The sequence below is a fragment of the Streptomyces sp. CNH287 genome, assembly GCF_000424825.1.
Window position 1 is genome coordinate 1 of record NZ_AUKQ01000035.1, and the last position, 10193, is coordinate 10193.

Annotated in this window: 3 protein-coding genes; 1 reads left to right on the top strand and 2 read right to left on the bottom strand. The window is 68.6% G+C overall.

Annotated elements, in window-relative coordinates; all coding sequences use genetic code 11:
- Window positions 1-5112: RHS repeat domain-containing protein (locus tag H299_RS0123450; protein WP_037760326.1), on the bottom strand; the 5112-nt coding region annotated here is incomplete at its 3' end.
- 140 nt (window positions 5113-5252) lie between these two features.
- Entirely contained in the window at window positions 5253-9560 is a 4308-nt protein-coding gene (locus H299_RS0123455; RefSeq protein WP_078512987.1) for a LamG domain-containing protein, read from the bottom strand.
- Between the two features lie 245 nt (window positions 9561-9805).
- On the opposite strand from H299_RS0123455, the gene H299_RS37730 reads away from it, so the two are divergent.
- The coding region (locus H299_RS37730; protein ID WP_027750398.1) for a hypothetical protein at window positions 9806-10193 on the top strand (388 nt) is incomplete at its 3' end.

A 10193-nucleotide genomic window follows, 5' to 3' on the forward strand; every position in this document is an offset into this window, starting at 1 on the left:
GCCTTCCGCGTCCCAGGTCAGCTTCTGCGCGTCACCACCCAGCGTGCGGGTGGTGGTGTTACCGGACTCGTCGTAGGCGTAGGTGTCCTGGGCCGAGCCGGTGGGTCCGGTGCGGGTGACGGAGGTGAGGGTGTGCGGCTGCGGGCTGCCCGGGGCGGGGTAGGTGTAGGTGCGCTTGGTGTCCTGGGAGAGATTGCCCGACGGGTCATGCTGCGTCTCGGTCAGCCGGTTACCCACCTTGTCGTACGTGTAGGAGTGCCAGTACGGGGCGGGACCTGCGATGGTGGCTGAGGCGGGCGTGGCCGCACAGATCTTGTTGGCCTCTGTCCACGCTTCGGTCAGGCGACGCAGGTAGTCGTAGTCGAAGCACTGGGTGTCGGTGCCGTCGCGGGAGACGTCGGAGAGGGAGCGGACGTTGCCCGCCTGGTCGTACTGGTAGGTGGAATGCCGGTCGACACCCGCTACCTCCTCACGGTCCACGCGTGAGGTCTCCAGGCGCTGGGTGCCCCAGTCGTAGGTGTTGGTGACCCAGGACTTCTTCGCCCCGTCTGTGGCTCCGAGTTCGTACTGAAGGGGTTTCCCCGTCAGCGAGTACGAGGCACTCGCCACGGTGTCGTTGGTAGACACCTTCAGCGGGCGCAGGGTCTGGTCTTCGTAGGTGTACCACCAGCCGTTCCCCATGAGGTTGCCGACGGTGGAGAAGTCCCGCGCCCGCACGAGGCCGTTCTGGTGCCGGATCGTCGCTTCCTGATAGGTGCCCGCGAGGGCGCCCTCGGATTCGGGGATGACCGTGGCGGCCCGCTCTGCCTCGTACAGCAGGTTGTACTTGGTGACCTTGTGGGTGTAGGCGTTGCCGTCGATGTAGCGGGTGGATTCGGCGAGGTGGCCCTTGGCGCCGGTGATGGTGTCGTAGACCCACTTCGCGCGCAGTTGGCCGGTGGTGGTGTCCTCACGTAGTTCGCGGCGCCGGTTGAGGTCGTCGTAGACGTTGACCAGCTTGGTGCCGCGGGCGTCGGTGGTGGAGGTGAGGTTGCCGCGGTCGTCGTAGGTGCTGGTCGTGGCGCCCTTGTCCGGGTCTGTGGTGCTGGTCTTGCGGCCCATCTGGTCGTAGGTGTAGGTCCACTTGTTGCCTGCCGGGTCGGTGACCTTGCCCAGCTCATCGCGCGGAGTGTAGGCGTAGGTGGTGGTGTCGTAGGCGGCCTCGGGCGTGCGGGCGTGGTGCTGGCGCAGCTCGGTGACCTGGTCGCGGACGTCCTTGAGGGTGGTGGTGGCGGTGCCGCCCGCTGGCGGGATGACGGTGGTGCGGTCCCCGTTGTGGATCGTCTTGGTGATGCCCAGGATCTCGCCGCCGTCGCCGTTGCCGGCGATCTGGCGCGACTCGGTCTCCCGGCCCAGCCCGTCGTAGGTCAGCCGGGTCTGTGTCTCCACGCTGAGTGCGTCTTCGGGTGCGAAGAGGGTGCGGGAGGGGGCGCCTTCGGCGTAGTACGGGGCGAAGGTCTTGGTCTTCAGGCCGCGCTCGTCGTAGAAGCTGTCGCTGAGAAGCCGCCCGCCGTCCGGTCCCGGTGCCTGGGTCTGCCGCTCCCGCAGGAACCCGTCGAAGAGACTGTACGAGGCGATCTGAGCGCTACCACCCGTGTTCAGCGTCCGCGTAGTGACGGCTGCTGGCTTGCCCTCCTCGATGGCATAGACGAACTCGTAGCTGGGTTTTTCCGAGGTGCCCTGGTCGGGCAGCCATACCTTCGAAGCGCGGCCGAGAGCGTCATACGCAAGATGGGTCCGTTTGCCGTTGGTGTCCTCCTGGGCCACCGGCTCGTCGCGGTGTGGTTCGAGCTCGGTGACGGTCTTCTGGGCGGTGCTGGTGTCGCCCCTCTTGGCCGGTGGTGTGGTCGTGGTGACCTTGGACGCGAAGCCGGTTGCCGGGCTGTAGGCGGTGGTCGTGGTGCGGCCGTCGGTCCGCTGGTCGCGGCTGAGGGCGCCACTGCTGGTCACCGTGACGTCGGCGGTGAGGTCCGTGGCCGTGAGCGGACGGCCGTAGCCGTCGAAGGTGGCGCCGGTTTCGAGGTAGCGGGCCGTCGAGCCGTCGTGCGTCTTGAGTACGGCGGTGGCGGTGGCGTCTCCCTTGACGGGAGCGGCGCCGTAGCCCGCGCCGTCGTAGGCGGTGCGGGTGTCGCTGAGGACGTCCTTGGCACGGTCGGGGGTGGCGTCGCATCCGACCGCGACGGTCTCCTCCCGGTAGGGGAGGGTCAGGATGTTCTCGGTGGTGTTGGTGGCGAATGTCGTGCGGGTGCACCGGTTGTCGGCGCCCGTGGAGTTGTCACCGTAGTCGTCGACCTGCACCAGACGCCCGGCGACGGTGTCGTAGGTGCTGCTGGCGGAGGCGACACGCCAGTCGGCGCCCGCGCCCTTGTCCAAGGAGGTCCACGTCTTGCTGTGGCCCGTGTCGGCGAAGTGGGAGCTGAGCGTGCCCCAGGAGTGCTTCTTGCTGGCGGTTTCGTGATGCCAGGGGCGGTCGACCGTCTTCTCCAGGATCTTCCCGCCGGGGCCGGAGTACGTCGCGGTCTTGTAGGTGAAGCCGCCGGCCGCCCGGTGATCCGTGATCGGGTCGCCCTCGCCGCTGCCGAGGGTAACGGTGACGGACTTGGTGCCGCCGTCCTTGTTCTCGCGGTCGCCGTGCATGCCGCGCAGGAAGTACGAGTCCTCCTGCGACTTCATTCCCCCGGTCCCCTGCCCGCCGGTCTCCTCGCGGACATGGCCGTAGCCGCGCCATTCGGACCAGGTCCGTTCTTTGTCCTTGACCAGGCCGCTCTCGTCGTAGTGCCAGGCGGCGCCACCCAGGTAGGAATAGCGGGTGACCTGGTCCGGGGCGCCGCCGGTACGGTCGGTGCTGGTGGCGGAGGTGACGACGTACTTGTTGAACCACTGGCGGTCCGCTGGGTCGGACGAGGATCCGCCGATGTACTGCGGGAAGCAACGGGTGGTGTTGGTCTCCGGGGTGGGCAGGTCGGCGGCCGCGCAGGCTGGAGCCGAGTAGTTGACGTCGACCTGGCCGCCGTACTCGTCGGCGACGGTCGAGAGGCGTGCCTTGATGAAGGGGGCGTAGCCGTCGCCGATCTTGTCGAGCCGGTTCTCCAGCTGGGTGTAGGCGAAGGTGGTCTTCGGCAGGGTGACCGCAGTCGCCGCGGTGTGGCCGGTGTGTTCGATGGAGTCCAGGAGCAGTTGGTAGTCGACGTCTGCCGTGCCCCAGCGTTGACCGAGCTGCCAGGAGTCGACCTTGTCGTACGCGGTGCCGTCCCGGACGTAACTGGTCACGCCGGTCAGGCGCTTGCGGGTCCAGAAGCTCGGCGAGAAGCGCCCTTGGTCGCAGGCCTTGCCCGCCTCGCAGTTCAGGTCATAGGGAGTGTCGTACCAGTACTGGGCGTGGGTGTCGATGGTGTCCGGTGCGCAGGTGACGCCGGTCTTGGGGAGGCAGCGCTCCGAGCTGGTGAAGTCGACCTTTGCCAGCGGTTCGGTGCCGTACATCGACGAGGACTTGAGGCCGTACTCGATGCGGTCGACGGTGCCACCGCGCACGTAGGGGGTGTCGTCGTCCTTGTTCAGGTTGCGCCCGTAGGAATTCTTCTCCTGGTCGTAGTAGTAGGCGACGGCGTTGCCGTGGGTGTCGACGGCGTAGTCCAGGTTCCAGCGCCAGCCCTGCTGGCACCAGGAGTCCTTGAAGGCGGCGGCGTGGCACGGCTCGTCGGTGTCGTCACCGAAGACGGGGGCGGTCCAGGTGGAGTCGGTCGTCTCGTCACCGGCTGTCCAGCCGGGCAGCCGGTGGTAGCCGAAGTAGAAGCGGGTGCCGTCCGGGTCGGTGAGCCGCCAGTACTCGCCGCTGTCGTCACCGTTGGCGCGCTCGCTGGAGGCAAGGCGCTTGATGCGGGTGCCGTCGTCCTTCTGGAGTTTCCACTCGTCGGCCCCGGTCGGGACCAGTTCGCCGGCCTTGCCGTTGAAGGAGAGAAAGGCGTTGTCGTACTTCCAGCACTGGTCGGCGGGCTTGTTGCCGTCGGCGTGCTCGATGCCGTCGTCGGCGCAGGGCTGGTACTTGCGTTCGATGAAGCCTGTCCACAGGTCGAAGCCGTCCCCGACCCAGGAGGACTGGTTGTTGCTGCCGCCGGTGCGGCCGTCGATCTGCGCGGAGGAGTAGGAGAGCCCCACGCTGGGCTTCAGCCCGCCGGGGACCTCCGGGGCAGGCATGTCGTACGCCCAGCTGAAGTCGCCCGTGTTGAGGTTGGTCTTCCACGTCGCGGAGGGGGCCAGCTTGGTCGCCTTGTAGTCGCCCTTGCCACCCGTCTCCGCCGCGACGGCCGCGAGCACGGTGGGCCCGTCGGCGCGCAGCTTCAGGGAGTCGGCGGTGAGGGTCTGCTGCTCGGTGTCGTTGGCCGTCCGCACCGGCTGGACGGCCGAACAGCCCTTCTTGCCCGGCGTGGTCAACGCGCAGGCGGGGAGCTCGACCAGGGTGAGACGGGAGGCATAGCCGCCGCCGTACGCGCCGGAGAACGCCGAGTAGTCCACGCGTACGCCCGCACGCCCGAGCGTTGCCTTCCCAGAGCGCTTCTCCTGATCCTGCTCCGGGTCCAGAGTGAACAGCAGGCCGCGCACCCCTGCCTTCCCCGCAGCCTTGCGGCTCATAACGCGGGCCTTGACGGGACCCGAGACCGAACCGTCCTGCGACTGCGACCGGACGGCCTTGCCACCGGTACGCATGGCTCCCGGCGGGGCTACCTCGATCGGGAGACCCTTGGCCTTCACCGGCTTCGGCGCGGACGACCGTGCGGCGGCAGGCCCGGGTATGTTCACGACGACTGTGCCCGCCTCCGGCCATGCGGTCTTCGGCGTCTCGCGCGGCGTACGCGGCCCCTTCTCCACCGTGCGGGGCCTCACCTTGCGCAGATCGGACCCATTGACGGGCCGTTCCGCCTTGGGCAGGTCGGGGCGCCCCTTGCTCGCGTCCGCAGTCGCCGTGGTCGAAGCGACGGTCCCCTGGAGCAGGGTGCCCACCAGGGCGGCCGATAGACCCAGTGCGATGCGACGCCGCAGGATGCTGCCGCTACGGGGCCGTTGTCTGCCGTTCATTCCTGAATCCATCCCTCATCTGCAGCACAGAACATGTGCGGATCTCCAAGAGCCGGTGAAGGTGACCTGTGAGGCGAGGTCCCAAGATCTGCTGGTGCGCCGTGACCGGCCTCGCCACGCAACGGCGCACCAGCCGGTGTTCACCCGGGCTTCGGGACCTCAGTGGGCAGTTCGAACCATGCATTCGCGATCCGCTGTACCTGCGCTTCGCTCAGCGCGCCTTCAAAGGTCCAGACGTCGTCGATCGCACCGGGCCAGTGTTGGACCGCTGTTCCGTTGCTCTTGCCGCGGCCGAACTGAAGGGGCCCGCCGGCGGGGAAGGACAGTGCGTTCTGCGCCGACGGGATAGCGTCCAGGCACGTCGGATCATCCGCGTCACCGTCGTCGTCCGCGTCTGTGCAGGCGACCTCCTGCAAGGACCCGTTCACATACAACCGGGCCTGCTTGGCGAATCCGTCGTAGACGAGGGCGAGGTGATTCCACTCCCGCTCATCGTTGAACTCGCTCGCGTTGTTGGCCCGGGCCACCACAGGATTCGCCCCGTCCCGGTCGAACACCGCCAACTGCCAGGCCCCCTTGCCGCCCTCGACATCGGGGTGCGGGAAGAAGCCGACTGAGAACGCGCTCCGCTGCTCCCCCGGGGCGCTCAGCGCCACCTTGGTCTCCTTCAGCTCCGCCGCGGCCTGGACCCAGGCCGTCGCCGTGAAGCTCCTGCTCGTGTCGACGGGCGCCTCGCCGGTCTGCGTGTAGTCGTCGATGCCGTCCAGCAGCAGGCCGCCCTCGCCCATGAACGCGGCGGAGGGGTCGATGCGGGAGTCGCCGTGCAGTGTGGCGTCGTTGTTCAGCGGCCCGGAGTCCGGGGTGGTGCCCGTCCCGTTCGCCGGGTCGCTCGCGTCGTCCAGCTGCCAGCGGCCGGTCAGGACGGGGCGCTGTTGGAAGAGCTGCTGCGCCTCGTCGGCGGAGATGGGCCGGTCGAAAAGGCGGAGGTCGTCGACCTGGCCGGGGAAGTGGCGGTCGGCCGCCCCGCTGTAGCTGCCGGCGCCGATCTGGAGGGGGCCGTCCGCGTAGAAGGCACCGCCGAGTTCGACGGACCCCGCCTCGGTGCCGTTCACGTACAGCGTGAGGGTGTCGGCGATCGTGTCGTGGACACCGACCAGGTGCGCCCACTCGCCCGCATGTGCCCTCTGCCCGGCGGGTTGCGTGGCACGTATGGGGCTGGCTGCCGGATCGTCGGCGGCGTACTGGTTGAAGGTCCATCTGTCGAGGTCGGCCGAGTAGTACAGCTCGAAGCCTGGACGGTGCTCCCCCGCCTGGGCGGTGATGATCGCCGCCACGCCCGGTTTGCGCTCCAGCTTGGCCCAGGCCGAGACGGTGAAGCTGCGGGAGGAGTTGACGTGCGGGGAGGCCACGCGGGCGTAGCCGTCGGTGCCGTTGAGGTGGAGCGACTTGCCCGCCACCCCGTCGACTCCCGCCGTGACCCCGCCCTGGAACTTCGCGGGCAGCACGTCGCCATGCGCCGCCAACTCCGCGGCACCGGGCGCTTCGTCCATCTCGAAGACGGCGATCGCGGGACGCCCCGGGTCGCCGACGCGGCCCTTGGCGTAGAGGGTGTCGACCTCGGACTGGGCGATGCGCTTGTCGAAGATCTGGAGGGAATCGATCTGGCCGGGGAAGAAGTTCCCGGTGAGATCGCCGTACGAGCCCGCGCCGATCCGCAGACCGCGGCGGGCCTCCCATGCGGTGGGGTGGTCGGTCTGACCCGCCAGCTTGCCGTTCACGAACAGCCGCAGGTGTTTGTCGACCCCGTCGTACGAGCCCACCAGGTGTGTCCACTCACCCGCGTGGGCGTCGCCCGGCTGCTCCGCCATCGCCCGGACGATCTTTGCGTCGACGTCGTCGGAGGCGTAGTGGTTGAACACCCAGCGGTTGAGGCCGGCCGAGTAGTACAGCTCGAAGCCCGGTGCGTTGTTGCCCGGTTGGGCCGCGACGATCGCCGCGCGGTCGGTCAGCTCGGACATCCGGACCCAGGCCGAGACCGTGAAGCCGCCTCTGTTGTCGACGACGGGGATGTCGGTGGCCGCGTAGCCGTCCGTGCCGTTGAAGGTGGCCGCCGTGCCGATCGCGCCCTCGCCGCCGGTGGTGACGCCACCGTGCACGGTGGCGTTGCGCGCGGGGGTGGACCCTTCGGCATTGGTGGCGCCCGCGTCCTCGTCGAACTGCCAGGTCGCGCGCTCGGGTTGACCGGCCTTCACCCGGAACTGGTAGGTGCGGATCTCCGACCCGTTGCCCGCCTCGTCGAACGACTGGGCGGTGACGAAGTTCAGCCCCGGCTCGCCGGGCAGCACCTTCGCCGTCTTCGCGGCGCCGCCCGACGTGGTGAGCTGGCGCTTCGCGCTCGGATCGCCGTTGACTCCGTACCGGTAGCGGTTCACGTCGGCGTCCGGCGCGTCCAGCGCGAAGTACCCGTACCGGCCCACCCCGTCGTACCAGGGATCGTCCGGGTTCTCCGGATCGGACGCCGGATACTCACCCGAGGTGATCGTCGGCGCCTTGGGCACCTTGGTGTCGCGGACGAAGTAGCAGCCCGTGGCCGAACCGGACCAGGACCAGGGCGAGTACTGCGCGCCGTCGTAGGCCCGGACATACCAGTGGACCGCCTTGTTCTCCGGCACGGACGACGGGAGCGAGATCTTGAAGTCGGACCCGGACCGCTTGGACGTCGTACGTCCCGGATTCCAGCGCACGATCAGCCCTTTGCCGTCGCCGGAATCCCACTTCGCCTGGAACTGGACGGAGACCGGGTCACCGTCCGGGTCCTTGATGTCGTTCGCCGAGATCTTGCCCAGGGTGCGCACGCGCGCCGCGTCCCCCGGGCTCTTGCACACCCCGCCGTACTCCATCGTCAGCTGCGACATCCGCACCTGGTGCGGCGGACGGTTGTACTTCACCCGCAGATGCGCCTTGTCGGAGAACCGCTTCCACGTCAGCGGGTCGGACTCACTGGCGGCCTTCATCCCGAAGGTGACCGAGGACCACCTCTTGGACGCGGCCTCCTGCACGGCCGCCTTCACGGAGAACTCGGCGTCCTTGGCCGCGCAGCCCTCGTAGCCGTACGCGAACGACTTGGCCGACAGCTCGTCGATCCAGAAGCCGGAGGCGGACTGCGAGTTCCAGGTCGTCGAGGAGCTGATGTCCTTGGTCCGCCACAGCTGCACCTCGCGGTCGGTGCAGGAGGCGGAGTGCATGTTCCGCACGACGAACTCGGCGGAGAGGATGTCCTTGCCCGCGAAGCGGGTGGTCGGAATCCGGTAGAACAGCCGCTTGAGGTCCTGCGGCTTGCAGTACGCCCAGCCGCAGAAGCCGAGCCCGGCGTTCGACTCGCCGTTGAACTTCCACTGTGGGGAGGAGTCCCAGTAGCGCGAGGCCATCGTCCAGGCGGACGCACGCGGGGAGTGCCACTGCGGATCGATGAAGACCGGGTAGGCGGTGTCCGCACCGCGCAGGACACCCTCGTCCGGGGTCAGGACCAGCGCGTCGCCCGAGGCGGGCACCTCCACGCCGACCGGGGCGAGCTTCCCGGACTCGGTGGGCGCGGGCTCACCGTCGCCACCGTCCGTGCCCTTCGTGCCGCCGGGCGCGGAGGCACCGGATCTGGCAGCACCGTTGCCGTCGCTGGAATCCCACATCAGCGGGGTGGAGGCCTCGAACACAGGCGACTCGGCACCCGCGTCCACCGCCTCCAGTCCGCCGGTCGATGTCTTCCGTACGGACACACCTGCGGAGCTGAGGCCCAGCCTCAGTTCGGAGAGCGCCGTACTGGCCGCGGCCTCCGCCGACTTGACCACCAGCAGCTGTGAGAAGCCGTCCACCTGTGCTGACAACCGCAGGTCGACGCCGGGCAGTACCTCCGGATAGACCGCCGTGTCACCGTTCAGCTGCGGGGTCGGTAACTGGCCCTTCGGCCAGCGCAGCTCCAGCTTCCGGCCGGTGCTCTCCAGCCGAACGAGCGGGGCGTCGCCGCCCCCGGAGAACTCCAGGCCGACCGTGGCCACCTTCGGTGCGACCATCCCGTCTCCGGAGGTGGCCAAGTCGGTGTTGACCGGCTTCCAGTCACCGTTCACCCGCGCGCGTATCGGGCGCAGGTACTCCCGGCCCTCCAGCTTGCCGTCCGGAGTGGCGAACAGCTCGCTGCTTTCGCCGCGTCGCGCGGTCACTTCGACGGGTTCGCCCGTGCGCGCGGCCTCGGCGAGAGCCTGCTCCTCGTTGCGGGAGGCCGCTGTGCGCTCGGCCTTGTTCTTGGCGGCGGACGATGACTCCGCACGCGTGGGCGGAGGTGTCGTTGGTTGCGCCGCAGCGCCATCCGGCAGCAACCCTGCCGCGAGCGCGCCCCCCAGCGCGCATGAGACCCAGGCTCTGCGCCACCCTCGCCTTCGCAGAGCTCTCCCCATAACCCCCACACCCCAGCCACAAGTTAAAGATCCCGTAAGAGATATGCGGGTTGACCGTAAGCGAGGCGTTCAACTCTGGTCCATACCGCTAAACGGACATAAGGCGTCACGCGACAGCCAGAATGAGTGTCCTGTGTCACGTTTAAGCAGATTCAGGAACCGAATCGTCAAACAACCGACAGTCAGTGCTTCCTGACGGAGTGTCCGGTTGAGGCTGCGGGGGAGACTCCTACACGTACGACAAGGTGGGTAACCGGCTGACCGAGACGCAGCATGACCCGGCCGGCAACCTCTCCCAGGACACCAAGCGCACCTACACCTACCCCGCCCCGGGCAGCCCGCAGCCGCACACCCTCACCTCCGTCACCCGCACCGGACCCACCGGCACGGCCCAGGACACCTACGCCTACGACGAGTCCGGTAACACCACCACCCGCACGCTGGGTGGTGACGCGCAGAAGCTGACCTGGGACGCGGAAGGCCACCTGGCCAAGGTCACCGAACCGGTCGAGGGCGCTGCGGACAAGGTCACCGAGTACGTCTACGACGCCGAAGGCAACCGCCTCATCTCCCGCACCTCGGAGGGGGACACGTTCCACTGGGGCGACCACACCGAGGTCACCGTGGCCAAGG

Coding starts and splice junctions, on each gene's coding strand:
- H299_RS0123455 (WP_078512987.1), bottom strand. CDS start 9,560: ATGGGGAGAGCTCTGCGAAGGCGAGGGTGGCGCAGAGCCTGGGTCTCA.